Below are 24,292 nucleotides of genomic sequence, written 5' to 3'. Positions count from 1 at the left end.
CAGTTGCCGCGGAAAGCGGAGGAAGGCCGGCGCTTGCCGCGGCTATCCGGGCTGGTTGTTTGGCGTCGGGCTGGCGATGAGTCCCGCAACCGCCTCCGCGGCCCGTGACGAGGCGTCCTGGCGCAGTTCCAGGTGGATCCCGCGATAACGCGCCTGCAGCGAGGCCATCGAATCGGGATTGCGGAACCAGCCCAGCACGGCTTCGGCGAGCCTGTCGGGCGTGCAGTCGGCCTGCATCAGTTCCGGCGCGAGGTCGGCGCCGGCCAGCACGTTCGGCAGCGCGTAGCGATCGACCTTCAGCATCCCCAAACCCTTGACGATCGCGTAGGTGAGCGGGGCGATGCGGTAGCCGACCACCATCGGACGCTTGGCCAGCATCGCCTCGAGCGTCGCGGTGCCGGACGCGAGCAGCACCACGTCGGCCGCGACCATGGCCGTGCGCGCGCGGCCGTCGAGCAAGTGCAGGCTGGTCGCGGCAAGGCCCGGATCGGCGAGCAGGCGCTCGATCGCCTGCCGACACGCCGCGTTGGCCGCGGGCACCAGCACCTGCAGCGTGGGGATCTCGCGCGCGACGCGGGCCGCGGCTTCGAGGAATGGTTTGCCCAGGCGTGCGATCTCGCCCAGTCGCGAACCGGGCAGCAGCGCCAGCACCGGCGCATCGGCGGGCAGGCCAAACTCGGCGCGCGCAGCATCGCGATCCGGGTCCAGCGGCATCGTGTCGGCCAACGGATGGCCGACGAAGCGCGCGTCGACGCCGTGGCGGGCGTAGATCGGCGGCTCCATCGGGAACAGGCACAGCACGCGGTCCGCGCTTTGGCCGATCTTTTCCGCACGCTTCTCGCGCCACGCCCAGACCGACGGGCTGACGTAGTGCACGGTGCTCACGCCGCGCTGCTTGAGCCAACGCTCGACGCCGAGGTTGAAGTCGGGCGCGTCGATGCCGATGAAGGCGTCCGGCTTCCAGTCCAGCACGCGCTTGCGGAAGGCGCTGCGCAGCTTCAACAGCCGCGGCAGGTGCGCGAGGATTTCGGCGAATCCCATCACTGCCAGTTCCTGCGCGTCGTGCCAGGCGTCGAAACCTGCTGCACGCATCGCGTCGCCGCCGATGCCGGCGAACCGGGCATCGGGAAAGCGTGCGCGCAACTGTTCGATCAGTCCGGCGCCGAGCAGGTCGCCGGACGCCTCGCCGGCGCACAGGACGAAGCGCTTCGGCGCGGGATCCGGGATTCGGGATTCGGGATTCGGCAAGTCGAGGGCCAAGGCTGCCGGGTGCCGCTACATTCTGCCGCAGACTGCCAGGCGCCGTACCCGGCATCGAGCGCGGCTTCCGCGAATCCGCGCCCTCACCGCGCCAGCGGTCGCTCGCCGCCCTCGATGAAATCCAGGAACGCGCGCACGTCGTCGCTGCCGGCGGCCATTTCCGCGAGCTTCTGCCTGGCATCGGCCAGGCTGCCGCCGGCGACGTACACGGCGCGATACGCGCGCTTGATTGCGGCGATGCGGTCGGCGTCGAAGCCGCGGCGCTTGAGGCCCTCGCTGTTGATCCCGCGCGGCCGGCCGTAGTCTTCGGATGCAACCATCAGGTACGGCGGCACGTCGCCGTTGACCAGCGCACCCATGCCGATGAAGGCGTGCGCGCCGATGCGGCAGAACTGGTGGATGCCGGCGAACCCGCTCATGATCACCCAGTCGCCGATCTCGACGTGGCCGGCGAGGGTGGAGTTGTTGGAGAACACGCAGTGGCTGCCGACCTGGCAGTCGTGGGCGACGTGGGTATAGGCCAGCAGCCAGTTGTCGTCGCCGATCCGCGTCACCCCGCCACCGCCCGCGGTGCCGCGATTGATGGTGACGAACTCGCGGATCACGTTGCCGTCGCCGATCACCAGTTCGACGCGCTCGCCGCCGTACTTCTTGTCCTGCGGATCGCCGCCGATCGCGGCGTGGCCGTGGATGCGGTTGTCGCGGCCGATGCGGGTGGGACCGTGGATGCTGCAATGCGGGCCGATGCGGGTGCCGTCGCCGATCTCGACTCCGGCGCCGATGACGGTGAAGGCGCCGATCTCGACGCCGCTGCCGATCCGCGCAGACGGATCGATGGCCGCAGCGGGATGGACGGAAGCCTCCGCCACGTCAGCTCCTGACCTCGGCGCAGAGGATGTCGGCGCTGGCCACCTGCTGGCCCGCGACGCTGGCGATGCCGGAGTACTGGGTCATGTTGCGGATCTCGCGCTTGATCGTCACGTCGAGGTCGAGCCGGTCACCAGGCACGACCATGTGCGAGAACCTGGCGTTGTCGATCTTGACCAGGTACGACAGCCGGCCTTCGGCGCTGCCGCCGTGGGACAGCTGGCTGAGCACGCCACCGGCCTGCGCCAGCGCCTCGATCACCAGCACGCCGGGCATCACCGGCTTGACCGGGAAGTGCCCCTGGAAGAATCCTTCGTTGGCGCTGACGTTCTTGTAGCCCAGCACGCGCTTGCCCGATTCGAACTCGACGATGCGGTCGATCAGCAGGAACGGATAGCGATGCGGCAGCATCCGCCGGATTTCGGCGATTTCGACCGGCATGGTCACGGGTGCGGACATCAATCCTCCTTGTCGCGCGCGGGTTTGCCTTGGGCGTTGACCCTGCGCGCCAGTGTATCGAGCTGCCGGAAGCGCGCGGCGTTCCTGCGCCATTCGCGATTGGGCATCAGCGGGGTGCCGGAAGAATACTCTCCCGGCTCGTGGATCGAGCTGGTGACCAGGCTCATCGCGGTGATCATCACCCGGTCGCAGACTTCGAGGTGGCCGAGGATGCCGGCCGCGCCGCCGACCAGGCAGTAGCTGCCGATGGTGGCGCTGCCGGCCACCGCGGCGCAGCCGGCCATCGCGGTGTGCGCACCGATGCGCACGTTGTGGCCGATCTGGATCTGGTTGTCGAGGCGCACGTCCTCGCCGAGCACGGTGTCCTCGATCGCGCCGCGGTCGATGGTGGTGTTGGCGCCGATCTCGCAGTCGTCGCCGACCACCACGCCGCCCTGCTGCGGCACCTTGATCCAGCGCCCGGCGTCCATCGCCAGGCCGAAGCCGTCGGCGCCGAGCACCGCGCCGGGATGGACCAGCACGCGCTGGCCGAGCCGGACCCGGCGCACCAGGGTCACCCGCGCGACCAGCACGCAGCCCTCGCCGACCACGCAGTCGTCGCCGATCACGCAGCCCGGCCCGATCACGGCGCCGGCGGCGATGCGCGAACGCTCGCCGATGCTGGTGAACGGGCCGACCTGCGCCTGCGGGTCGATCCGCGCGCTGGCGTCGACCACCGCGCTGGCATGCACGCCCGGCTGCAGCGGCGGCGGCGGATCGAACAGCGCGGCGATTTTCGCGAACGCCACGTACGGGTCGGCGGCGACCAGTGCCGTGCCGGCATGTCCTTCGGCGTCTGCCGCGCGCATGACCACGGCCGCGGCGGCCGAGTCGGCGAGCTGGCTGCGGTAGCGCGGGTTGGCCAGGAACGCGAGCTGGCCAGCGCCGGCACGCGCCAGCGTGGCCACGGAAGAAATCCTGGTGGCTGCGTCGCCGCGCGTTTCCAGCCCGAAGCGCGCGGCGATCTCGGCCACGGAGTAGGACGGCCCGGTCATGGGCTGCAGCTCCCGCGCGGCGCTAGAACGCGCCGCCGAAGGTGAACTGCAGGCGTTCGAGCTCGTCGTCGTCGCCCTTGCGCAGCGGGAACGCGTAGCTGATCGAGATCGGGCCGACCGGCGCACGCCACATCAGCGCGACGCCGGTGGAGACGCGCATCTCGCTGGCTTCCACGCTGTCGACGTTCTTGAACACGTTGCCGAAGTCGACGAACGCGGAGATGCGCGCCGCCGGGCTGTCGAACAGCGTGGGGAAGAACATTTCCAGCGAGCCGACCGTCTTCACCGCGCCGCCCAGCGGCTGCAGGTAGGTGCTGCCGGACGCGGCCTCGCGCGGACCCAGCGTGTTGTCGCGGAAGCCGCGCACCGAACGCGCGCCGCCGGCGTAGAAGTTCTCGAAGAACGGCAGGCCGGTGGCGACCAGGGTCTTGTTGTAGCTCGAGCCCGGCGCGCAGTCGGCCTGCGCCGCGGCCATGTCCATTCCGGACGGGGCCGTGGGCGGGACCGGGGGCTGGCCGGGGTTGGTCTGGCAGAACACGCGCACCGCGTCGGAGCCGTAGCTGTCGCCGTAGCCCAGGTCGATGCGGGTGTTGAGCACCAGCGCGCGCGAGATCGGCCAGTACTTCGAAAACTCGTAGTTGAGCTTGTAGAACTGCACCGTGGAGCCGGGCAGGGTGGTTTCCAGCGACACGCGCTGCAGCGTGCCGCGGGTCGGCTGCAGGTAGTCGTTGCGGGTGTCGCGCGCCCACGCCAGCTCGCTGCGCCATGAGTGGAACGTGCGGGTGCCCAGCGCGTCGATGTAGTCGACGATGCTGTCCGGGGTCGAGCCGCGGTAGGTGTAGATCTGGTTGCGGTCGATGCCGACCACGGCGCTGACCGTGTCCGACTCGGTGATCGGGATGCCGAGCACCATCTGGCCGGCGGCGCTGGTCGAGGAGTACTGCGCGGTGTTGAACTCGGAGTTGTCGAACTCGCGCCACCACAGGTTGTAGCCCAGCGACAGGCCGCCGTCGGTGAAATAGGGGTTGAGGAACGAGAACGAGTAGCGCTGCAGGTAGACGTTGCGCTGGGCTTCCACCGAGACCCGGTTGCCGCTGCCCAGGAAGTTGTTCTGCGACAGCTGGATCGAGGTGGTGACGCCGGACAGCTGCGAATAGCCCAGGCCGAAGACGAAACTGCCGGAGGTGGTCTCCTTGACGTTGAACACCACGTCGACCTGGTCGGCGGTGCCCGCGACCGGTTCGGTCTTGACGTCCACGCTGCCGGGCTCGAAGAAGCCCAGGCGCTGCAGGCGCACCTTGGAGCGGTCGATCGCGACCTGCGAGTACCAGGCGCCTTCGAACTGGCGCATCTCGCGGCGCATGACCTCGTCGGAGGTGCGCGTGTTGCCCTTGAACACGATGCGGCGCACGTTGACGCGCGGGCCTGGCACCACCTGCAGCTTGATCGCGACGGTGCGCTTCTCGCGGTCGATGTCCGGGATCGGGTTCACCTGCGCGAAGGCGTAGCCGATGTTGCCCAGGGTGGCGACGATCGAGTTGGAGGTCAGTTCGAGCAGCGCGCGCGAGAAGATCTGGCCCTCCTTGACCAGCACCATGCGCTCGACGCTTTCCTTCGGCAGCACGGTGTCGCCGGTGAGTTCCACCGAGGACACCTTGTAGATCTCGCCCTCGGTCAGGCCCATGGTCAGGAACATGTCGCGCTTGTCGGGACTGATCGCGACCTGGGTGCTGTCGACGCTGAAGTCGACGTAGCCGCGGTCGAGGTAGTAGTTGTTGAGCTTCTCCAGGTCGCCGGAGAGTTTCTCGCGCGAGTACTGGTCGTCGCGCCGGTACCAGCTCAGCCAGTTGCTCTCGGCCGATTCCCACGAATCGGTGAGGTCTTCCTGCTCGAAGGTCTCGTTGCCGATCAGGTTGATGTGGCGGATCTTGGCCGCCTTGCCTTCCTTGATCGTCAGGGTGACGTCGACGCGGTTGCGGTCGAGCTTGTTGACCGTGGGCGCGATCTCGACGTTGTACTTGCCGCGGTTGTTGTACTGCTTGGTGAGTTCCTGGGTCACCCGGTCCAGGCTGAGGCGGTCGAACGTCTGGCCTTCGGACAGGCCGATGTCGGACAGGCCCTTGAGCAGTTCCTCTTCCCTGATGTCCTTGTTGCCGGTGACGGTGAGCTTGTTGATCGCCGGGCGTTCGACCACGGTGATCACCAGGATGTCGCCCTGGCGCCCCATCCTCACGTCTTCGAAGAAGCCGGTCTTGTACAGCGCGCGGATCGCCTGGGCGATGCGCGACGAGTCGATGCTGTCGCCGCGCTCGATCGGCAGGTAGGTGAAGACGGTGCCCGCGCCGATGCGCTGCAGGCCGTCGACGCGGATGTCGCTGACGGTGAAGTTGCCGTCCGGCGCGGGGGCGAAGCTGCTGTCGGGCGCGGCGGCGGGCGAAGGCTTGATACCGAAGGCGGCCTGCGGATCGACCGCCTGCTGGGCCCAGGCGGCAGGCGCTGCGGCGGCCGTGGCGAGGGCAAGGACAAGCAGGCGGCGGGTAGGGGTACGCGTCATCAAATCGGATCCAGGTGGGGGTCGGCGCCCCGGGAAAGCAGGGCAAGGCCGGGTTGGACAGCTACCGCACGAAGTTGTTCAGGATGTCGTTGTAGAACGCCAGACCCATCAGCCCCGCCAGCAGGGCAAGGCCGACATACTGCCCTGCGGCCATCGCACGCTCGCTTAACGGGCTGCCCTTGACCAACTCGATAAGGTAATACAACAGGTGACCACCGTCCAAGAGCGGGATCGGCAGCAGGTTGAGGATGCCCAGGCTCAGCGACAGCAGCGCCAGGATGGTCAGGTACCACGCCAGGCCTTGCTGGGCATAGGTATTGGCGGCGCGCGCGATGGTGATCGGCCCGGCCACGGAGTTTTGCACCGACACGCGGCCGGAGAAGACCCGGCCCACCATTTCGAACAGCTGCACGGTCTGGTAGCGCATCTCGCGCAGCGCGGCCGGGACCGCCTCCAGCGGGCCGTACTGCTCCGCGGCGTCCTTCGGCGGCAGTTCGCTGCGCCGGACCGGTTCGATGCCGAGCATCCAGAAATCGCCGCGCCCGGCCGCGGACGACAGCCGTGGAGTGACCGGAAGGGCCAGGCGCTCGCCTTCGCGTTCGACCTCGACCATCGCCTCGCCGCCCTGGCGGCCGAGCCGCTGGATCATCGGGCCGATGTCGTCGAATGCGCGCACCGGCTCGCCGTCGATGGCGGTGATGCGGTCGTTCTCGGCCAGCACGCCCCACGCCGGGGTGTCGGGCCGGACCGTGCCCACCACCGGCGGCAGCAGCGCCTGTTGCGCGGTCAGGCCGATGCCGGACAGCACGCTGCGTTCGTCCAGGCCATCGGGCAGGGCGGAAAGCTTCAGGTCGCGCACGCGCTCGTGGCCGTTGGCATCGCGCACGCGCAGGTCGACGTCCTGGCGGTCGAGCGCGAACGGCAGCAGCGCCATCTGCACGCCGTCCCAGGTCTGGGTGGTACGGCCGCCGACCGCCAGCACGGTGTCGTCGCGCTGCAGCCCGGCGGCCGCTGCGATGCCGTCGACGTGGCCGACCACTGGCGCATAGCCGGGCCGGCCCACCACGAACATCGCCCACAGCAGCAGCACGCACAGCAGCAGGTTGGCCGCCGGGCCGGCAATTACTATCGCGATCCTGCGCCAGACCGACTTGCGGTTGAAGGCCTGGTCGGCTTCGGCCGGGTCGACGTCGGCCTCGCGCTCGTCGAGCATCTTCACGTAGCCGCCCAGCGGGATCGCAGCGATCACGTACTCGGTGCCATCGCGGCCGCGGCGCGACCACAGCGCCTTGCCGAAGCCGACCGAGAAGCGCAGCACCTTGACCCCGTTGCGGCGCGCGACCCAGTAGTGGCCGAACTCGTGGAATGTCACCAGCAGGCCCAGGCTGATGACGAACCACCACAGGGATCCAACGAGGGTGCTCATGCTGCTTGGCTCATGCGGGCTGGGTCAGGTGGCAGTGATGCGCGAGGACAACTGGGTGGCATGCGCGCGGGCGCGGGCATCCGCGTCGCGCAGCGCGTCGAGAGAGGCGGCCGGCGCCGCGGGCAGCGCCGCCAGCGTCTGTTCGACAAGCGCGGGAATGGACAGGAAACCGATCCGCCCCTGAAGAAACGATGAAACCGCGACTTCGTTGGCGGCGTTGAGGGTCGCGGGTGCGGTGCCGCCGGCCGCCAGCGCCGCGTAGGCCAGGCGCAGGCACGGGAACGCATCGGTGTCCGGTGGCTCGAAGTCCAGCCGCCCATGCGCCAGCAGGTCGAGTCCCGCGACCCCGGATTCGATCCGCCGCGGCCAGCCGAAGCCCACCGCCAGCGCGGTGCGCATGTCGGGCAGGCCCAGCTGGGCGAGGGTCGAACCATCGATGAACTCGACCAGCGAATGCACCAGGCTTTGCGGATGTACCAGCACGTCGATGCGCGCGCCGGGCAGGCCGAACAGGTGGTGGGCCTCGATGACTTCCAGGCCCTTGTTCATCAGCGTGGCCGAATCGACCGAAATCTTCGGCCCCATCGACCACTTCGGATGCGCGATGGCCTGTGCCGGGGTCACGCCGGCCAGCTGCGCGCGGTTGCGGCCGCGGAACGGCCCGCCCGAGGCCGTCAGCACGATCCGCCGCACGTCCTGGTGCCCGGTTTCCGTATCCCGCCTTTCAACAGCCGAATGGCTGGTCATCCCCGATCCCGGGCGCTTTCCAACAGCCGAAGGCTGGTCATCCCGGCCGCTCAGGCACTGGAAGATCGCGTTGTGCTCGCTGTCGATCGGCACGATGCAGGCGCCGCCGTCGCGGGCGGCGGCCATGAGCAGCTCGCCGGCCAGCACCAGCGACTCCTTGTTGGCCAGGAGCAGGCGCTTGCCCGCGCGTGCCGCGGCCAGGGTCGAATCCAGCCCGGCGGCGCCGACGATGGCAGCGACCACAGTCTGGCAGGCATCGCCGGCGGCAAGGTCGGTGATGGCGTCCATGCCCGCATGCGCCTGCGTCCGCAGGCCTGCGGCGGCGAGGCCGTCGCGCAGCGCCGCGTAACTTTCGGGGTCGGCGATCGCCGCGTGGTCGGGCCGGTGCGTGCGGCACAGGTCGAGCAGGGCGTCGACGTTGCGGCCGGCGGCCAGCACCGAGGCGCGCAGGCGCCCGGGATGGCGCGCGACCACGTCCAGCGCGGACGTGCCGATCGAACCGGTGGCGCCGAGGACGGCGACGGATTGCATGCTGGAAGCCGGCACGTCAGAAGCCCAGCAGTTCCTTGCCGAGCAGGAACACCGGCAGCGCCGCGAGCACGCCGTCGAGGCGGTCGAGGACGCCGCCGTGCCCGGGGATCACGTTGCCCGAGTCCTTGGCGCCGACGTGGCGCTTGAGCAGGCTTTCGAACAGGTCGCCGACCACCGAGAACAGCACCGTCACCACCGCGACCAGCGCCAGCGCCGGCAGTTGCGAGGTGCCTGCGCCGGCCAGCCAGCCGAACACCAGGCCAGTGGCTACGCCGGCCACCAGCCCGCCCAGCAGGCCTTCGATCGTCTTGTTGGGGCTGATCCGGGGCGCCAGCTTGCGGCCCTTGAACAGCTTGCCGCCGAACTGGCGGCCGGCGAAATACGCGCCCGAATCGGCGGCCCAGACGATCGCCAGCGCGGCCAGCAGCCAGCGATGACCCAGGGACGGATCGCCCTGCACCGGCTGGTCGCCGTGGATCAGCACCAGCGCGCACCAGGCCGACAGCGTCGCCAGCGTGCCGGCGGCGATCTTGAACGCGCGGGCATGGGTGTCGTGGTCGGACGCGAAGTCGTAGAAGCGCAGCCACAGCAGCGCCAGCAGCCACCAGCCGACGCCGATCACCGCGACGATCTGCAACAGCACGAACGACCCCTGCGCCGCCCACACCATCAGCACCATCAGCAGCAGGTTCAGCAGCAGCAGGATGGTGCGGTGCAGGCTGTCCTCGACCTCGGCGAGCTTGAGCCATTCCCACAGACCGGCCAGGAACACGATCGCGGCCAGCGCCGCCATCCACGGCGTGGGCAGGAACAGGATCGCCAGGATCGCCAGAGGTGCCATCAGCAGGGCGGCGATCACGCGGGTGCGGGTCATGCAGGCGTCTCCAGGGCGGCGGCTTGTTCGCCGGTCAGGCCGAAACGGCGCTCGCGCCCGGCGAAATCGTCGAGCGCGCGCGCCAGGGTGGCGGCGTCAAGCTCGGGCCACAGGGTATCGGTGAACCACAGTTCGGTATAGGCGAGCTGCCACAGCAGGAAATTGCTGATGCGCATGTCGCCGCCGGTGCGGATGAACAGGTCCGGCGGCGGCAGGTCGGCCAGGGCCACGCGCGATGCGAACGCGGCCTCGTCGATGTCCTCGGGCTCCAGCCGTCCCTCGGCGACGTCCCGGGCCAGCGCCCGCGCGGCGGCGGCGATGTCCTGGCGGCCGCCGTAGCTGGCGGCGATGTTCAGCGCCAGCCGCGTGTTGCCCGCGGTCTGCGCTTCGGCCGATTCCATGCGCTCGCGGATCTGCGCGCCGAAGCGCTCGCGCTCGCCGATGAAGCGCACCCGCACGCCACGGCGGTGCAGTTCGACGACCTCGCGATCGAGCGCGTTGAGAAACAGCTTCATCAGCGCGCCGACTTCTTCCTCGGGCCGGCCCCAGTTTTCACTGGAAAAGGCGAACAGGGTCAGCGCGGCGATGCCGCGTTCGAGGCAGAAATCGATGCACAGGTTCACCGCGCGCGCGCCGGCGCGGTGGCCGATGACGCGCGGCCGCCGCCGCCGTGCCGCCCAGCGGCCGTTGCCGTCCATGATGACGGCCAGGTGCCGGGGGATGGTCATTTGGAGGCCGGGATTCGGGACTGGGGATCGGGGATCTGGAAAAGCAGGGAAACGCGTGCGCTGACGCCGCGCCGGGAAACCGGATGCTTACGCTCTCCCGAATCCCCAATCCCGAATCCCCAATCCCGGGTGCTCATACCGCCATCAATTCCTGTTCCTTGGCCTTGACCACTTCGTCGACGTCCTTGATGCCCTTGTCGGTGAGCTTCTGGATTTCGTCGCCGCTGCGGCGCTCTTCGTCCTCGGAAATGAGCTTTTCCTTCAGCAGTTCCTTGACCTGCCCGATCGCGTCGCGGCGGATGTTGCGGATCGCGACCTTGGTGTTCTCGCCCTCGTTGTGGACCAGCTTGCTCAGCTCCTTGCGGCGCTCCTCGGTGAGGGCGGGCAGGTTGATCCGGATGACGGTGCCGGCGGTGGTCGGGTTCAGGCCGAGGTCGGAGGCGAGGATCGCCTTTTCGACCGGCGCGACCATCTGCTTCTCCCACGGCGTGATGACCAGCGAGCGCGCATCGGCCACGGTGACGCTGGCGACCTGGGTCAGCGGCATGTCCGAGCCGTAGTAGTTGACCTTCAGGTGGTCGACCAGGGCGGTGGAGGCGCGGCCGGTGCGGACCTTGGTCAGGTCGTGGCGCAGCGCTTCCACGCTCTTGTGCATGCGGGTCTGCGCATCCTTCTTGATGTCGTCGATCATGGCCGGCTCCGGTCGATTGCTTAATCGCGGGATTATAGGGGGTGAGGCAGCGCGTTCACGAACCGGAGGTGCGTGCGCGGCCGAATGCGAGGCCATGGATGGCCGGGACGGGGGGTCCGGGGCCAGCGTTGTTGTGCCATGGATGCCGGCAACGAGATCGCGATTCGCAGTGTTCCGAACCGGAGGTTCGTGCGCCGCTGAAGGCCGGGCCTTGGATTGCCGGACTGGGCGTGCCCGGGGCAGCGTTGCTGCGGCAGGGATGGCGTCGACGAAATTCCGCTTCGCAACGCGGCGAACCCGCCTGGCCGGACAGGCCCGCGCATGAACGGCTTCAGCCGCGAGCTTTCCAGGCGTATCCGGGTCGTTGGGAAAAGAGCTCGCGGCCTGAAGCCGCTCCTGCACAAGTCGGCGCGTGGAGGGGCAGGCGGGCGGGCGTCCTCAATGCCGGTGCACCGCCTCGGCGTGCGCATCCTGCCCGCAGGCGCCGCTGCGCTCGATCTGCAGGGTCGGGTGCTGGATGCCGAAACGATCCTCCAGATCGTGCGCGACGGCGGCGAGGAACGCATCGTGGTCGTCGGCGTCGCCCCGGACCAGATGCGCGGTCATCGCGATCTCATCCGAGCCCAGCGCCCAGATGTGAAGGTGATGGACCGCCGTCACTCCCGGCTGGCCGGCAAGGAAGGCCCGCACCGCGGCCTGGTCGATGCTGTCGGGCACCGCATCCATGGTGGCGTTGAAACTGTCGCGCAGCAGTGCGAACGCGCCGATGGCAACCACCGCGCCGACCAGCAGCGCGGTCACCGGGTCGAGCCAGGACCAGCCCAGCCACAACATGCCCATGCCGGCCAGCACCGCGGCAAGCGACACCGCGGCATCGGCCACCAGGTGCAGGAAGGCGCCGCGGCGATTGAGGTCGTTGGCGTGGCCGTCGCGCACGAACCAGGCCGCGCCGAGGTTGACGACGATGCCGATCGCCGCGACCACGATCACCGGCATGCCGGGGATCTGCGGCGGCGCGCCGAGCCGGCGCAGCGCCTCCCAGGTCAGCGCGCCGGAAAAGGCGATCAGCAGCGTGGCATTGGCCAGCGGCGACAGCAGCGTCGCGCGCCGCCAGCCGTAGGTGTGGCGCTCGGTGGGGCGGCGCCTGGCCAGCGCCGCCGCGCCCCAGGCCAGGCCTAGCCCGAGCACGTCGCCGAAGTTGTGCAGCGCATCGGACAGCAGCGCCAGCGAATCGGTGGCGAAGCCATAGCCGGCTTCCAGCGCCGTGTAGGCAAGGTTGACGAGGGTGATCGTCGCGAACGCGCGCGTCGACGAGCCGTGCTGGTGCGAATGGGAGTGTCCGTGCATGGGGCGGCATGCTGCCACCGGCGGGCAGCGGACACTATTTCACGGCGGGGATTGGGAATTCGGGATTCGGGATTCGAAAATGCGGAGGCATCTCCATCGCATCGGGTGGGAAAGCCGACGCATCATGCTCTTTCGAATCCCCAATCCCCAATCCCCAATCCCCAATCCCGAATCCCCGCTTTCACCTCACCAGCGTCCCGATCTCCTCACCGCGCAGGATCCGCAGCAGCACGCCGGGCTGGCTCATGTCGAAGATCCGCAGCGGCAGGTTGCTGTCACGGGCCAGCGCGAACGCGGCGGTGTCCATCACGTTGAGGTTGCGGGCGATGACCTCGTCGTAGCCCAGCGTGTCGAAGCGCTTGGCGTCCGGGTTCTTCTTCGGGTCCGAGTCGTACACGCCGTCGACCTTGGTGGCCTTGAGCAGCAGGTCGGCGCCGATCTCGATCGCACGCAGCGCGGCACCCGAGTCGGTGGTGAAGAACGGGTTGCCGGTCCCGGCGGCGAAGATCGCGATCCGGCCCTTTTCGAGGTGGCGGATGGCGCGGCGGCGGATGTAGTCCTCGCACACGTCGTTGATCTTGATCGCACTCATCACCCGCACCCGCGCGCCGAGCTTTTCCAGCGCATCCTGCATCGCCAGCGCGTTGATCACGGTGGCCAGCATGCCCATCTGGTCGCCGGTCACCCGGTCCATGCCGCCGGCCGCCAGGCCGGCGCCGCGGAAGATGTTGCCGCCGCCGATCACCACGCCGATTTCGGCACCCGCCTGCTGCGCCTCGATCACCTCGCGCGCGAGCCGGCCGATCACCTTCGGGTCGATGCCGTAATCCTCGTCACCCATCAGGGCCTCGCCGGACAGTTTGAGCAGGATGCGGCGATAGGCGAGGGGCTGCGACATGGGGGGCTCCGGGCGGGCAAACGCGGCAATTCTAGCCGATGGGCCGGGATTGGTGATTCGAAATCCGGGAGCCGAATGCAGGAGCGGCGGCAGCCGCGAGCTTTTGATCTTGCCCTTTCCCTGCCTTCGCAGGAGAAGCTGAAAGCTCGCGGCTGCCGCCCTCCTGCAGGAATCGGAGTTACGCAGCCCGATCCGGCCGCAGCGCGGTGAGCAATCCGCGCGCCGCATTGAAGCGGGTCGCCGCGTCGGGCAGGTCGAGGGTGATGCGCAGCTTGTCCGGGCCGTCCATGCGGTAGTGTTTCGGCTGGCCCTGGATCAGGCGGATCACCGACATCGGGTCGACGTCGGGCTTCTCGACGAACTGCAGGCGCCCGCCGTTCGGCCCGAGATCGAGCTTGCGGACGCCAAGCGCGTCGGCCTGCAGCTTCAGTTCGGCGCTGGCGAACAGGTGCTTCACCGGGTCCGGAAGCAGGCCGAAGCGATCGATCATCTCCACCTGCAGTTCGCGCAGGTCCTCCGCGCTGCGCGCCGAGCTGATGCGCTTGTAAAGCATCAGGCGCGTGTGCACGTCGGGCAGGTAGTCCTCGGGGATCAGCGCCGGCACGTTCAGCAGCACCTCGGCGCCGCGGTCATGGATGGCATCCTCGTCCGGCAGCTTGCCGGCCTTGATGCTGCGCACCGCGCGTTCGAGCAGTTCGGTGTAGAGGCTGAAGCCGACTTCGGCCATCTGCCCGCTCTGGTCCTCGCCGAGCAGTTCGCCGGCGCCGCGGATCTCCAGGTCGTGGGTGGCCAGGGTGAAGCCGGCGCCGAGTTCGTCCATCGCCGCGATCGCGTCCAGCCGCTTGCGCGCATCGGAGGTGATCGAGCGCTTGTCCGGGATCACCAGGTACGCATAGGCGCGGTGGTGCGAGCGCCCGACGCGCCCGCGCAGCTGGTGCAGCTGGGCGAGGCCGAACTTGTCGGCGCGGTTGATGATGATGGTGTTGGCGTTGGGGATGTCGATGCCCGACTCGATGATGGTCGAGCACAGCAGCACGTTGAAGCGCTGCTTGTGGAAGTCGAGCATCACCCGCTCCAGCTCGCGCTCCGGCATCTGGCCGTGGGCGATGCCGATCCGCGCTTCCGGCACCAGTTCCTGCAGCTCGCGCTGCATGCGGCCGATGCTCTCGACGTCGTTGTGCAGGAAATACACCTGGCCGCCGCGTGCCAGCTCGCGCTCGAAGGCTTCGCGCAGCTGCGCGTCGTCCCACGGCACCACGAAGGTCTGCACCGCGAGGCGGTGCGCGGGCGGGGTGGCGATGATCGCCAGGTCGCGCAGGCCGGCCATCGCCATGTTGAGCGTGCGCGGAATGGGTGTTGCCGTCAGGGTCAGCAGGTGCACGTTGGCGCGCAGCGCCTTGAGCGCCTCCTTCTGGCGCACGCCGAAACGCTGCTCCTCGTCGACGATCACCAGCCCCAAGTCCTTGAACTTCACGTCCGGCTGCAGCAGGCGATGGGTGCCGACGATGACGTCGATCTTGCCCGCGGCGAGCTTTTCCAACTCGGCCTTGATCTCCTTGCTGCTCTTGAAGCGGGACAGTACCTCGACCCGGATCGGCCAGTCGGCGAAGCGGTCGGCCATGGTGCGGTAATGCTGCTCGGCCAGCAGCGTGGTCGGGACCAGCACCGCGACCTGCCTGCCGGCGGTGGCGGCGACGAACGCGGCGCGCACCGCGACCTCGGTCTTGCCGAAGCCGACGTCGCCGCACACCACCCGATCCATCGGCTGCGAGCTTGCGAGGTCACGGATCACCGCCTCGATCGCGCTGTGCTGGTCGGGTGTTTCCTCGAACGGGAACGCGGCGGCGAACGGCTCGTACATCGCCCGGTCGACGTCGATCGCCAGCCCCGCGCGCGCCTGGCGCCTGGCCTGGATCTCGAGCAGCTCGGCGGCGACGTCGCGGACCTTCTCGGCGGCCTTCTTCCTGGCCTTGGTCCACTGCTCTCCGCCGAGCGAATGCAGCGGCGCGGTCTCCGCGGAGGCGCCGGAGTAGCGGCTGACCAGGTGCAGCTGCGCGACCGGCACGTACAGGCGGTCGCCCTTGGCGTATTCGATCTCGAGGTATTCGCCGGGCTGGCCGCCGGCGGCCAGCGTGACCAGGCCGCGGTAGCGGCCGACGCCATGGTCCTCGTGCACGATCGGCGCGCCTTCGGACAGCTCGCCCAGGTCGCGGATGATCGCCTCGGGCTCGCGCCCTGCGCGCCTGCGGCGGCGCGGATGCGAGGCGCGCTCCGGGAACAGCTGGCGTTCGGTGAGGATGGCGAACGGGACACCGCCGGCAGCGTCGGCGTCGAGCGCGAAGCCGTCGTCGAGAGGTGCGACGGCAATGTACGCGTTGTCCATCCGCTGCGCGGACGGATCAACCGCCGCCGTTGGAGCGACGCTGCCGCGACGCCCGACGCCGGCAATGAAGTCCTGGAACGAAGCCAGCACCTCCGGTCGAATATCGGCGGCCTGCAACACCTCCAGCAACGCCTCGCGGCGGCCGGCGGTGTCTGCGGCAATCAGCACCTGGCCGGGATAGCTGCCCAGGAACGACTTCAGCGCCGCCGCCGGCTGCGCATCCTTCACCACCAGCGGCAGCTCCGGCGCCGGCTGGTCGCCCAGCGCCGCGGCCTGCGCGTGGCGCGGGTGCTGCGGGCCGCAGACTTCGATGCGCGCGCCGGCATTGAGTCGTTCGCGCAGGGCATCTGGCGGCAGGTAAAGCTCGGCGGGCGGCAGCAGCGGGCGCTCGATGTCGTGGCGGCGCTGCTCGTAGCGCTCGCCAGTCTGCTTCCAGAACTGATCGGCTGCTTCCTGCACGCCTGCGCCCAGCAGCGGTAGCGCGCCGCCGCCGAGGTAGTCGAACAGCGTTGCGGTGGCGCCGTGCGGATCGGGGCCGCGAATGCCTGCGCGCGGGGCCTCGAAGAACAGCGGCAGGTAGTACTCGATGCCCGCCGGCGCGTGGCCGGATTTCAAATCCTGGAACAGCGCGCTGCGGCGGGTGTCGATGTCGAAGCGCTCGCGCAGTGCGTCCATCGCGCGCGCCGTCGCGGCCTCGTCCAGCGGCACCTCGCGGCCCGGCAGCAGTTGCACCGCCTCGACCTTGTCCAGCGAGCGCTGGGTTTCCGGATCGAAGCCGCGCATGGTGTCGATGACGTCGTCGAACAGCTCGACCCGGAACGGCACGTCCGCGCCCATCGGGTACACGTCGAGCAGCGCGCCGCGCACCGCGAAGTCGCCCGGATCGAACACCTGCGGCACGTTGCGGTAGCCGGCGGCTTCCAGCCGTCGCTTCTCGGCGTCCAGGTCCAACTTCTGGCCCACGCGCATGTCGAACGTGTTGCCGACCACGTACGACAGCGGCGCCAGCCGCTGCATCAGCGTCTGCACCGGGACGATCACGATCGCACCGCGCTCGAGCGCGGGCAGCCGGTGCAGCGTGGCCAGCCGCTGCGAGACGATCTCGGGGTGCGGGCTGAAGCGGTCGTAGGGCAGGGTTTCCCAGTCGGGGAAGTTCAGCACCGGCAGGGCGTCGTCGCCGCCGAGCAGCGTGTGCAGGTCGGACGCGAGCTGGTGCGCGGCCTGGTTGTCGCGGGTGATCGCCAGCAGCGGGCCGTCGTGGGCGCGCGCGGCGCCGGCGATCGACCACGCCAGCGCACTGGCGCTGGCCGGCTGGCGCCAGTACGCGCGCTGCTGGCCGGCCATCGGCAGCGGGGGAGGAGGGAAGGCGGGGGATTTCGGGATCTGGGGCATCAGTGCACGCAACAACGAAAGCGCCGGACGCGATGCGCCCGGCGGAGGAGTGCGCATTTTAGCTGTTTGCGCCGGCGGGCCGTTCGCCGCTTGCCGCCAGGTCCAGGGTGACCCGCACCAGCCCGGGCGTTGCCGAGCTTTCGCGGCGGAATCCCAGCGACTTGAGCAACGCCAGCATCGGCTGGTTGCCCTCGAGCACGTCGCCATGCAGGTGGTCGAGCTTCTTGCCCCTGGCCCAGCGCACCAATCGGCGCATCAGGTGCCGGCCCAGCCCCATGCCGGCGACATAGCGGCTGACCAGGATCGCGAACTCCGCATCGCGGGTGCCTGGCGTGATCGCCGCGCGTGCGACCGCGCCGACCAGCGCCTCGCCCGGCGGCAGGGGTTCCGCGGCCACGAGCGCGAATTCGGTCCTCGGCTGCGGCTGGGTCAGGCGCTGGACCGTTTCCGGGCTGAGTTCCGTGACCATGTGACCGAAGCGCTGGCGCACTTCTTCGGGCTGCAGCAGTGCGAACGATGCGCGCAGCGGCTCGGCGTCGTCGGCGCGGATCGGCCGGATCAGGATTTCGCGGCCATTGGCCAGTCGGATCCGTTCATGCCACGGCGGGAGCCGGTTTCGTGTGCTCATGGGTTGAAGATCGCATCCATGGCGTTAAAGAAACCTAGATGCCGTGAAGAAGGGGTGTTGGGTGCCCGCGTTGCGCATCGGGCGTCGAGCCTTCAACATCGCCCGTCACGACGCAAGGGATCTAAACCGATGGCCGGCAGCGGCGACTCCGCCCGCGCGATTTTCTTCGCGCTCGGCGCCAATTTCGCGATCGCCTGCGCCAAGGGCGTGGCGGCATTCTTCACCGGCTCCAGCGCGATGCTGGCCGAAACCGTGCATTCGCTCGCCGACTGCGGCAACCAGCTGCTGCTGCTGCTGGGGATGCGGCAGTCCAGGCGGCCGCCTTCGCCCGACTACCCGCTGGGCTACGGCAAGGCGATCTATTTCTGGTCGTTCCTGGTGGCGGTGATGCTGTTCACCGTCGGCGGCATGTTTTCGCTCTATGAGGGCATCCACAAGCTGCAGCACCCCGAGCCGCTGCGGCAGTGGTGGTGGGCGGCGGGCGTGCTGGCGTTCGGCATCGTCGCCGAGGCGTTCTCGATGCGCGCCTGCCTGCAGGAAGTGAACAAGGCGCGCGGCGATCGCAGCCTGTGGCAGTGGTTCCGCGGCAGCCGCCAGGCGGAGCTGGTGGTGATTTTCGGCGAAGACCTCGCGGCGCTGCTGGGGCTGGCATTCGCGCTCGGTGCGGTGCTGCTGGCGGTCGCCACCGGCAACCCGGCGTGGGACGCCATCGGCACCATCGCCATTGGCGCGCTGCTGATCGTGGTGGCGGTGTTCGTCGCGATCGAGGTCAAGGCGATGCTGATCGGGCAGGGCGTGCACCCCGAGCGGCAAGCGCAGATGCGCGCCTACCTGGAGGCGCGCCCGGAGATCGCAGGTGTCTACAACCTGATCACCCTGCAGCTGGGCAACGACGTGATGGTGTCGGTGAAGGCCCGGATGCATGAAGCGCGCGACGCGGCGGCGCTGCTGCGTCAGATCAACGCGGTTGAACAGGCGATGCAGGCGCAGTTCCCCGAGGTGCGCTGGAGCTTCTTCGAGCCCGACATCGCAGACGACGACACGCATGGGAGTCCGGCACCGGCGGAGTGAGCCGGTGCGCACGGGTCGCACCGGCAAACGCCGCATGCATCCCGATGCCCGCTTGCTCCTTGCAGGAGCGGCTTCAGCCGCGAACTCCTTGCGCAACGGTCGTGTCCTGCAAGCGCACGCGGCTGCAGCCGGCCCTGCGAATGTGATCGCGGACCTACGCCGGTGACCGCAGCCACTCCAGGCGCGTCGACGCGCCCGTTTCGCCCAGTGCGCCTTGCAGCCCGCGCAGCGCAGGTTGCAGGGTGGAATCGAGCTGCCACGGGGCGTTGAGCAGGAGCAGGCCGCTGCCATTCATGCGCAGCGGCGAATCGTCCGGGCGCACCAGCAGTTCGGCGACCAGTGCGGATTTCGCCGGCAGCCGCGCAGCCTTGCGCAGGAATGGTTGAAGCACCCGCCGCTGCTTGATGGGGTACCACAGCGCGCAGGTGGCCTGCGGCCACCGCGCCAGCGCTTCCTTCAGCGCGGCCAGCGCGGCGTCGAACTCGTCGAGCTGGGCCTCGTAGGGGGGGTCGACCAGCACCAGGCCGCGGCCATAGCGGATCGCGCCGTGCTTCGGCGGCAGCAGCGCGCGGATCGCCGCGTAACCGTCGCGCTCGTGCACCACGACGCGGCCATCGCCGGCGAAGTTCGCACGCAGCGCAGCCGCTTCAACCGGCTGCAGCTCGCAGCAGGCGATGCGGTCGGAATCGCGCAGCGCGTATGCCAGCAGCCACGGCGAGCCGGGGTAGGCGTCGTGGCCGTGGATCGCCCGGCAGGCCTCCACCGCGGCCAGGTAGCGCGTGATCGCCGGCGTGCGCGGGCGCTCGACCAGCAGCCGACCGATGCCGTCATCGGCCTCGCCGGTGCGCTGGGCCGACGCCGATCCGAGCCGGTACAGTCCGCGGCCGGCGTGGGTGTCGAGCGCGAAGCAGGGCGACGGCTTGGCGACCAGCGCATCGCAGACCGCGAGCAGCGCGACGTGCTTGAGGACATCGGCGTGGTTGCCGGCGTGGAAGGCGTGGCGGTAATTCATGCGGCCGGGATCGGACTCGGGGGCGGGGATTCGAGGAAGCGTAGCGCGTATGTGCCGGTCGCCGGCGGTGACGAACCCCGTGGAAGGCCGTAGCCTTGCCGGAGCCCGCCATTGCGAATCCAGAATCCCGGCCTTCCGCCATGCCCTCGATCCTCCTCGTCGAAGACGAAACCGCCATCGCCGACACCGTGCTCTACGCGCTGCGCGCGGAGGGCTTCGCGGCCGAGCACTGCCTGACCGGGCAGGCCGCGCTGCAAGCCGCGCGCGCGGCGCACCACGACCTGGTGATCCTCGACGTCGGCCTGCCGGACATCGGCGGCTTCGCCCTGTGCCGCGAACTGCGTCGCGAGCGCGACCTGCCGGTGATCTTCCTCACCGCGCGCGACGCCGAGGCCGATCGCGTGCTCGGACTGGAGCTGGGCGCCGACGACTACGTGGTCAAGCCGTTCTCGCCGCGCGAGTTGGTGGCGCGGGTGCGCGCGCTGCTGCGGCGGGTGCACGCCGCCACCGGGCACGCGCCGGCATCGACGCGTTCCGCGGGCGCGTTCGAACACGATGCCGAGGGCATGCGCATCCGCTACCGCGGCCATGCGCTCGACCTGACCCGCTACGAATACGGCCTGCTCGCCGCGCTGCTCGCGCGGCCCGGCGCGGTGCTGTCGCGCGCGCAGCTGATGGACCGCGTCTGGGGCGATGCGCTGGAAAGCGGCGACCGCACCGTCGACACCCACGTCAAGACCCTGCGCGCCAAGCTGCGCGCGCTGGCGCCGGACGACGATCCGATCCACACCCATCGCGGCCTCGGCTATTCGCTCGACGCGGCGGGGCACTGACGCCGTGCCGGATTCCCGCATGCCACGGACCCACGGGTAAGGTCGCGCGGATGAAGATCGGCCTGCGCATCCTGCTGGGGTACTTCGTCATCGTCGCGCTGGCCGCGTGGCTGCTGGGCAACGTGTTCGTGCAGCAGGTCAAGCCGGGCGTGCGCCAGGCGATGGAGGACACGCTCGCCGACACCGCCAACGTGCTGGCGGAACTGGCCAGCGACGACTTCCTCGCGGGACGCATCAACGATGGCCGCTTCGCCGCCCGCGTGCGCGGCCTGGCCGCCCGCGACATCGATGCGCGGATCTGGGGCTTCCGCAAACACTCGGCCGATTACCGCGTGTACGTCACCGATGCGCGCGGCATCGTGGTGTTCGATTCGACCGGCCGCGACATCGGCCGCGATTACTCGCGCTGGAACGACGTCTACCTCACCCTGCGCGGGGAGTACGGCGCGCGCTCCACCCGCAGCGATCCCGTCGACGAGAATTCCACGGTGATGCACGTCGCCGCGCCGATCCGAGACGCCGACGGCCGCATCTCCGGCGTGCTGACCGTGGCCAAGCCGAACCAGGCGATCGCGCCGTTCATCGAGCGCAGCCAGCGGGCGGTGCTGCGCTGGGGCCTGGTGCTGCTGGGCACCGCCCTGCTGGTCGGGGTGCTGGCGGCATGGTGGCTGTCGCGCCAGGTCGGGCGATTGCAGCGCTACGCGCAGGCGGTCACCGCGGGCGAGCGCGTCGAGCTGCCGAAGACCGCCGGCGAGTTCGGCGACCTCGGCCGCGCGCTGCAGACCATGCGCGACCGGCTAGAGGGCAAGCAGTACGTCGAGCAATACGTGCACGCGCTCACGCACGAACTCAAGAGCCCGCTGTCGGCGATCCGCGGCAGCGCCGAACTGCTCGAATCGCCGCTGCCCGAGGCCGACCGCGCCCGCTTCGTCGCCACCATCCGCGCGCAGGGCGAACGGATGGCGCAGATGATCGACAAGCTGCTGGCACTGGCGGCGGTCGAGCACCGCCAGCGCATCGAGCAGCCCGAGCCGGTGGCGCTGGCCATGCTGGTCGACGACGCGATGGCGCAGGTGGAGACCGAAGCAAAAGCAGCGGGCGTGACGCTGGTGCGCGACGACGTTGATGCCGCCGCCGTGGCCGAGGGCGATCCATTCCTGCTGCGGCAGGCCATCGCCAACCTGCTCGACAACGCGATCGACTTCGCGCCGCGCGGCAGCGTGGTCGAGGTCGCGGTGCAGCGGGCGGGAAGCGCGCTGCGGATCGACGTGGCCGATCGCGGACCCGGCGTGCCGGACTACGCCATCGGCCGTGTGTTCGAACGCTTCTACTCGCTGCCGCGCCCCGACGGTGGCAGCCGCAGCAGCGGCCTGGGGCTGTGCTTCGTTGCGCAGGTGGCGCAGCTGCATGGCGGCCACGCCGTGCTGGCCAACCGAGAGGGCGGCGGCGCCGTTGCCACGCTCGAGCTGCCGCTTGCAAGCACCTTGTAGGAGCCACTCCCGCCGCTCCTGCGAGGGCGCGCTTCACCACCACTTCACCGTCGCATCATCGTGCCGCCGCGTCGTGCGCCCATCGTGCAGCCCTCACTACGACGAGGGGAAGCACGATGCGACTGGGCTTGAAGATACTGATGGTGCTGGGCCTGACCCTGGCCATCCTGGTGCCACTGACGATGATCCGCGGGGTCATCCAGGAACGCGAGGGCTATCGCGCGCAGGCGGTGGAGAAGGTGGCGCGCAGCGTTGCCGGACGGCAATCGTTCGCCGGGCCGGTACTGGTGGTGCCGTATCGCGAGCAGGTCGAGGTGGTCGAGCGCGACAAGTACGGCGTCGAGCAGACCGTGCAGCGCATCGAGGAGCGACAGTGGGTGTTCTTCCCGAAGACGCTGGATGTCGGCGGGACCCTGCGGCCGGAAATCCGCAGGAGCGGGCTGTACAAGGTGCGCGTTTACGCATGGCAAGGGCATGCGCAGGCAAGCTTCGACGTGCGCATTCCCGCCGATGCGGCCCTGGGCGAGGGCGCGCCTGCGCGTGCGCGCAGCATCGGCCAGCCGCGGCTGGGCTACGCCATCGGTGATGTGCGCGGCCTGCGCGGAAAGCCGCGGCTGCGCGTGGACGGGCGCGAGATGCCGGTGCTGCAGGGACTGGACGAACAGGGCGGTGGCGGCGTGCATGCGCAGCTGCCGGTGCCGCTGGCGGGGCAGCAGCTGAAGCTGCAGACCCGCTTCGATTTCACCCTGGCCGGGACCGAAGCGCTGGACGTGGTGCCGCTGGGCGACAGCAACCATGTCGCGCTCGACTCGCCGTGGCCGCACCCGAGTTCCATCGGCACCCTGTCGCCGGGGACGCTGGACGTGGGCAACGACGGCTTCCGCGCGCAGTGGGAGCTGCCCGCGCTGGCCGCGAACACCCAGGCGCTGTACCTGCGCGAGATGCAGCGCGGCGGGAAGGCGCTCTCGGAGCCAGACGCGCTGTCGGGCATCGACAGCATCGGGCTGGCGCTGATCGACCCGGTCGATATCTATACCAAGGCCGATCGCGCCACCAAGTACGGCCTGCTGTTCGTGGCGCTGACCTTCGTCGGCTTCTTCATGTTCGAGCTGATCAAGCAGCTGCGCATCCACCCGATCCAGTACGGCCTGGTCGGCCTGGCCCTGGCGATCTTCTTCCTGCTGCTGGTCAGCCTGTCCGAGCACGTCGAGTTCGGCTGGGCATACCTCGCCGCGAGCGCAGCGTGCATCGGGCTGCTTGGCTTCTATCTCAGCGCGGTGCTGCACAGCACGCTGCGCGGCGTGGGTTTCGCGACGATGCTGGCGACGCTGTACGCGGCGCTCTATGGGCTGCTGGTTTCCGAGGACAACGCGCTGGTGCTCGGCGCCGGCCTGCTGTTCGTGATCCTGGCCGCGATCATGGTGCTGACGCGCAAGGTGGACTGGTATCGGATTTCGGCGACGGGCTGACGACATCCTCGCATGGCGCGCGGTGCGGCGAAGGCAGGACTGCTTCCCGCACCCGCGCCAGTCGCGGGAGCGGCCGCAGGTCGGGGGCGTAGCCCCGACCTACGTCGTTCCGGGAGGGCTGCTCAGGAAAGCCGGCTTACGCCGGGCACCAGCCACAGCGATACGCGCATCGGCATCAGGGCGATGAGAGGGCCTTTGGTGGCGACGTAGACCGCATCGGGGCGGGACTCGCGCCACAGCCGCAACAATCGCCCGGTGGCCGGCAGACCGAACTTCAATCCCGGTTAGCGCGGCAGGCCGGCGCCGCGCACCAGCGTTTCACCGGCTTGCTCGGCCTGCGCCGGCGACTGCCGCGACCGCACCAGCGACACGTCGTGGCTGCGCGCGCGCAATCCCCGTTCCAGGGCCCGCACCGTCAGCGCAACGCCGTTGATCTCGGGTGGCCAGGTTTCGGTGACGATCGCATGGTGCATCGGTGGCCCGGCGGGCAGCGGCGGATGCGGGCATGGTCGCGGCCAGCGATGAAGCGCGTATTGCACGGTGGTGGCGGTTCGGTGACAGGCGGCGCGCCCGCGTCGCCACGGTGCAGGTCGACATC

General features: G+C 69.6%; 19 protein-coding genes and 1 pseudogene. 4 read left to right on the top strand and 16 right to left on the bottom strand.

Annotated features, from left to right (window positions below; genetic code table 11):
- Positions 1 to 42 precede the first annotated feature (42 nt).
- The 14 genes from lpxB to H570_RS0114740 all read right to left on the bottom strand — a co-directional run bounded on the left by lpxB (position 43) and on the right by H570_RS0114740 (position 17,819).
- Entirely contained in the window at positions 43 to 1,260 is a 1,218-nt protein-coding gene (gene lpxB, locus H570_RS0114805; RefSeq protein WP_027081420.1) for a lipid-A-disaccharide synthase, read from the bottom strand.
- An 83-nt stretch (positions 1,261 to 1,343) separates the two neighbouring features.
- Positions 1,344 to 2,129: an acyl-ACP--UDP-N-acetylglucosamine O-acyltransferase gene (gene lpxA, locus H570_RS0114800; RefSeq protein WP_027081419.1), complete on the bottom strand. Its 786-nt coding sequence runs from the start codon at positions 2,127 to 2,129 to the stop codon at positions 1,344 to 1,346.
- 1 nt (position 2,130) lies between these two features.
- Complete coding sequence (gene fabZ, locus H570_RS0114795) at positions 2,131 to 2,586, bottom strand: 3-hydroxyacyl-ACP dehydratase FabZ (protein WP_027081418.1); 456 nt, start codon at positions 2,584 to 2,586, stop codon at positions 2,131 to 2,133.
- Positions 2,586 to 3,620, bottom strand: a complete 1,035-nt coding sequence (gene lpxD / locus H570_RS0114790) for a UDP-3-O-(3-hydroxymyristoyl)glucosamine N-acyltransferase (RefSeq protein WP_027081417.1) — start codon at positions 3,618 to 3,620, stop codon at positions 2,586 to 2,588. The genes fabZ and lpxD overlap by 1 nt, the downstream gene beginning before the upstream one ends.
- A gap of 22 nt (positions 3,621 to 3,642) precedes the next feature.
- A complete protein-coding gene (gene bamA / locus H570_RS0114785; protein WP_027081416.1) occupies positions 3,643 to 6,174 on the bottom strand; it encodes an outer membrane protein assembly factor BamA in 2,532 nt (843 codons plus the stop codon).
- Between the two features lie 61 nt (positions 6,175 to 6,235).
- Positions 6,236 to 7,600, bottom strand: a complete 1,365-nt coding sequence (gene rseP / locus H570_RS0114780) for an RIP metalloprotease RseP (RefSeq protein WP_027081415.1) — start codon at positions 7,598 to 7,600, stop codon at positions 6,236 to 6,238.
- Between the two features lie 24 nt (positions 7,601 to 7,624).
- Positions 7,625 to 8,878, bottom strand: a complete 1,254-nt coding sequence (gene dxr, locus H570_RS0114775) for a 1-deoxy-D-xylulose-5-phosphate reductoisomerase (protein ID WP_036136458.1) — start codon at positions 8,876 to 8,878, stop codon at positions 7,625 to 7,627.
- A gap of 16 nt (positions 8,879 to 8,894) precedes the next feature.
- The gene (locus tag H570_RS0114770; RefSeq protein ID WP_027081413.1) at positions 8,895 to 9,752 is read right to left on the bottom strand and encodes a phosphatidate cytidylyltransferase; all 858 of its coding nucleotides are present in this window, start codon (positions 9,750 to 9,752) and stop codon (positions 8,895 to 8,897) included.
- On the bottom strand, positions 9,749 to 10,480 hold the full coding sequence (gene uppS / locus H570_RS0114765) for a polyprenyl diphosphate synthase (protein ID WP_027081412.1): 732 nt from the start codon (positions 10,478 to 10,480) through the stop codon (positions 9,749 to 9,751). The genes H570_RS0114770 and uppS overlap by 4 nt, the downstream gene beginning before the upstream one ends.
- 133 nt (positions 10,481 to 10,613) lie before the next feature.
- Positions 10,614 to 11,171 (bottom strand): ribosome recycling factor, encoded by a 558-nt coding sequence (gene frr, locus H570_RS0114760; RefSeq protein WP_027081411.1) that lies wholly within the window; start codon positions 11,169 to 11,171, stop codon positions 10,614 to 10,616.
- Positions 11,172 to 11,609: 438 nt separating this feature from the next.
- The gene (locus H570_RS17785; RefSeq protein ID WP_051176458.1) at positions 11,610 to 12,518 is read right to left on the bottom strand and encodes a cation diffusion facilitator family transporter; all 909 of its coding nucleotides are present in this window, start codon (positions 12,516 to 12,518) and stop codon (positions 11,610 to 11,612) included.
- A 181-nt stretch (positions 12,519 to 12,699) separates the two neighbouring features.
- Positions 12,700 to 13,416, bottom strand: a complete 717-nt coding sequence (gene pyrH, locus H570_RS0114750) for a UMP kinase (RefSeq protein ID WP_027081410.1) — start codon at positions 13,414 to 13,416, stop codon at positions 12,700 to 12,702.
- Positions 13,417 to 13,594: 178 nt separating this feature from the next.
- On the bottom strand, positions 13,595 to 17,191 hold the full coding sequence (gene mfd, locus H570_RS0114745) for a transcription-repair coupling factor (protein WP_027081409.1): 3,597 nt from the start codon (positions 17,189 to 17,191) through the stop codon (positions 13,595 to 13,597).
- Between the two features lie 58 nt (positions 17,192 to 17,249).
- Entirely contained in the window at positions 17,250 to 17,819 is a 570-nt protein-coding gene (locus tag H570_RS0114740) for a GNAT family N-acetyltransferase (RefSeq protein ID WP_027081408.1), read from the bottom strand.
- 129 nt (positions 17,820 to 17,948) lie between these two features.
- On the opposite strand from H570_RS0114740, the gene H570_RS17780 reads away from it, so the two are divergent.
- Positions 17,949 to 18,890, top strand: coding sequence for a cation diffusion facilitator family transporter (locus H570_RS17780; protein WP_051176457.1), 942 nt, complete (start codon positions 17,949 to 17,951; stop codon positions 18,888 to 18,890).
- Between the two features lie 154 nt (positions 18,891 to 19,044).
- Here H570_RS17780 and H570_RS0114730 read toward each other — a convergent pair whose 3' ends face one another.
- Entirely contained in the window at positions 19,045 to 19,902 is an 858-nt protein-coding gene (locus H570_RS0114730) for a 23S rRNA (adenine(2030)-N(6))-methyltransferase RlmJ (protein WP_036136454.1), read from the bottom strand.
- Positions 19,903 to 20,042: 140 nt separating this feature from the next.
- On the opposite strand from H570_RS0114730, the gene creB reads away from it, so the two are divergent.
- The 3 genes from creB to creD all read left to right on the top strand — a co-directional run bounded on the left by creB (position 20,043) and on the right by creD (position 23,694).
- Complete coding sequence (creB, locus tag H570_RS0114725; RefSeq protein WP_036136451.1) at positions 20,043 to 20,735, top strand: two-component system response regulator CreB; 693 nt, start codon at positions 20,043 to 20,045, stop codon at positions 20,733 to 20,735.
- Between the two features lie 50 nt (positions 20,736 to 20,785).
- Entirely contained in the window at positions 20,786 to 22,225 is a 1,440-nt protein-coding gene (creC, locus tag H570_RS0114720; RefSeq protein ID WP_027081405.1) for a two-component system sensor histidine kinase CreC, read from the top strand.
- Between the two features lie 116 nt (positions 22,226 to 22,341).
- The gene (creD, locus tag H570_RS0114715; protein WP_027081404.1) at positions 22,342 to 23,694 is read left to right on the top strand and encodes a cell envelope integrity protein CreD; all 1,353 of its coding nucleotides are present in this window, start codon (positions 22,342 to 22,344) and stop codon (positions 23,692 to 23,694) included.
- A gap of 185 nt (positions 23,695 to 23,879) precedes the next feature.
- Here the strand turns inward: creD and H570_RS19270 are convergent.
- Positions 23,880 to 24,167: pseudogene (locus H570_RS19270) on the bottom strand (glycosyltransferase); the annotation flags it as partial.
- Between the last annotated feature and the right edge of the window lie 125 nt (positions 24,168 to 24,292).

This window comes from Luteimonas mephitis DSM 12574 (assembly GCF_000422305.1).
GTDB classification, from domain to species: Bacteria; Pseudomonadota; Gammaproteobacteria; order Xanthomonadales; family Xanthomonadaceae; genus Luteimonas; species Luteimonas mephitis.
This window is presented reverse-complemented; position numbering and strand designations above follow the sequence as displayed.

What these genes read in the sequence shown, in the direction of transcription:
- fabZ (WP_027081418.1), bottom strand. Translation starts at nt 2,586, where the DNA reads ATGTCCGCACCCGTGACCATGCCGGTCGAAATCGCCGAAATCCGGCGG.
- lpxD (WP_027081417.1), bottom strand. Translation starts at nt 3,620, where the DNA reads ATGACCGGGCCGTCCTACTCCGTGGCCGAGATCGCCGCGCGCTTCGGG.
- bamA (WP_027081416.1), bottom strand. Translation starts at nt 6,174, where the DNA reads ATGACGCGTACCCCTACCCGCCGCCTGCTTGTCCTTGCCCTCGCCACG.
- rseP (WP_027081415.1), bottom strand. Translation starts at nt 7,600, where the DNA reads ATGAGCACCCTCGTTGGATCCCTGTGGTGGTTCGTCATCAGCCTGGGC.
- dxr (WP_036136458.1), bottom strand. Translation starts at nt 8,878, where the DNA reads ATGCAATCCGTCGCCGTCCTCGGCGCCACCGGTTCGATCGGCACGTCC.
- H570_RS0114770 (WP_027081413.1), bottom strand. Translation starts at nt 9,752, where the DNA reads ATGACCCGCACCCGCGTGATCGCCGCCCTGCTGATGGCACCTCTGGCG.
- uppS (WP_027081412.1), bottom strand. Translation starts at nt 10,480, where the DNA reads ATGACCATCCCCCGGCACCTGGCCGTCATCATGGACGGCAACGGCCGC.
- frr (WP_027081411.1), bottom strand. Translation starts at nt 11,171, where the DNA reads ATGATCGACGACATCAAGAAGGATGCGCAGACCCGCATGCACAAGAGC.
- H570_RS17785 (WP_051176458.1), bottom strand. Translation starts at nt 12,518, where the DNA reads ATGCACGGACACTCCCATTCGCACCAGCACGGCTCGTCGACGCGCGCG.
- pyrH (WP_027081410.1), bottom strand. Translation starts at nt 13,416, where the DNA reads ATGTCGCAGCCCCTCGCCTATCGCCGCATCCTGCTCAAACTGTCCGGC.
- mfd (WP_027081409.1), bottom strand. Translation starts at nt 17,191, where the DNA reads ATGCCCCAGATCCCGAAATCCCCCGCCTTCCCTCCTCCCCCGCTGCCG.
- H570_RS0114740 (WP_027081408.1), bottom strand. Translation starts at nt 17,819, where the DNA reads ATGAGCACACGAAACCGGCTCCCGCCGTGGCATGAACGGATCCGACTG.
- H570_RS17780 (WP_051176457.1), top strand. Translation starts at nt 17,949, where the DNA reads ATGGCCGGCAGCGGCGACTCCGCCCGCGCGATTTTCTTCGCGCTCGGC.
- H570_RS0114730 (WP_036136454.1), bottom strand. Translation starts at nt 19,902, where the DNA reads ATGAATTACCGCCACGCCTTCCACGCCGGCAACCACGCCGATGTCCTC.
- creB (WP_036136451.1), top strand. Translation starts at nt 20,043, where the DNA reads ATGCCCTCGATCCTCCTCGTCGAAGACGAAACCGCCATCGCCGACACC.
- creC (WP_027081405.1), top strand. Translation starts at nt 20,786, where the DNA reads ATGAAGATCGGCCTGCGCATCCTGCTGGGGTACTTCGTCATCGTCGCG.
- creD (WP_027081404.1), top strand. Translation starts at nt 22,342, where the DNA reads ATGCGACTGGGCTTGAAGATACTGATGGTGCTGGGCCTGACCCTGGCC.